The 1,277-nt window shown below is 73.6% G+C and carries 1 protein-coding gene; it reads left to right on the forward strand.

Annotated features, from left to right (window positions below; all coding sequences use genetic code 11):
• Window positions 1-1,230 (forward strand): phospho-sugar mutase (locus GTW67_RS05660; RefSeq protein ID WP_161163693.1); only part of this gene is annotated, 1,230 nt, incomplete at its 5' end.
• Between the last annotated feature and the right edge of the window lie 47 nt (window positions 1,231-1,277).

The following is a 1,277-nucleotide window of genomic DNA, read 5'->3' on the forward strand; positions in this document are numbered from 1 at the left end:
CACCTCGGCGCCGTCGCCGGCGTAGAGGTCACCGCCAGCCACAACCCGCCCCGCGACAACGGCTACAAGGTGTACCTCGGCGACGGCTCCCAGATCGTGCCCCCCGCCGACGCCGGCATCGCCGCGGAGATCGACGCCGTGAGCTCCCTCCACGACGTCCCCCGCCCGGAATCCGGCTGGCAGACCCTCACCGACGACGTCCTGGACGCCTACCTCGCCCGCACGGACGCCGTCCTCGCCGCAGGCTCCCCCCGCACCGCCCGCACCGTCTACACGGCGATGCACGGCGTCGGCAAGGACACCCTCCTCGCCGCCTTCGCACGCGCCGGCTTCCCGGAGCCCGCCCTCGTCGCCGAGCAGGCCGACCCCGACCCGGACTTCCCCACCGTCGCCTTCCCCAACCCGGAAGAGCCCGGCGCGATGGATCTCGCCTTCGCGAAGGCCCGCGAGACGAACCCGGACCTGGTCATCGCCAACGACCCGGACGCCGACCGCTGCGCCGTCGCGGTCCACGACGGCACCGACTGGCGCATGCTCCGCGGCGACGAGGTCGGCGCGCTCCTCGCCGCCCACCTGGTCGCCCGCGGAGCGCAGGGCACGTTCGCGGAGTCGATCGTGTCGTCGTCCCTCCTGGGCCGCATCGCGGCGAAGGCGGGCGTCCCGCACGTCGAGACCCTCACCGGCTTCAAGTGGATCGCCCGCGTGGAGAACATCCGCTACGGCTACGAGGAGGCCCTCGGCTACTGCGTCGACCCGGAGGGCGTCCGCGACAAGGACGGCATCACCGCGGCGCTGCTGATCACGGAGCTGGCCTCGGTCCTCAAGGAAGAAGGCCGCACCCTCCTCGACCTCTTGGACGACCTCGCCGTCGAGCACGGCCTGCACGCCACCGACCAGCTCTCGGTCCGCGTCGAGGACCTGTCCCTGATCGCCGCCGCGATGCACCGCCTGCGCGAGCAGCCCCCGGCTCACCTCGCCGGCCTGCCCGTGACGAAGGCCGAGGACCTGACCCGGGGCACGGACACGCTCCCGCCCACGGACGGCCTGCGCTACACGCTCGACGGCGCCCGGGTCATCGTCCGCCCGAGCGGCACGGAGCCGAAGCTGAAGTGCTACCTGGAGGTCGTCGTCCCGGTCGCCGCGCACTCCGCCCTCCCCGAGGCCCGCGCGAAGGCGACGGAGCTGCTGACGGCACTGAAGCGGGACCTCTCCTCAGCGGCGGGCATCTGACGAACCGCCCGGGCGGCACAAACAGCCGCCCGGGCACCCCCACCGAG

It is taken from the genome of Streptomyces sp. SID5910 (assembly GCF_009862125.1).
In the GTDB taxonomy this organism is placed as follows: domain Bacteria; phylum Actinomycetota; class Actinomycetes; order Streptomycetales; family Streptomycetaceae; genus Streptomyces.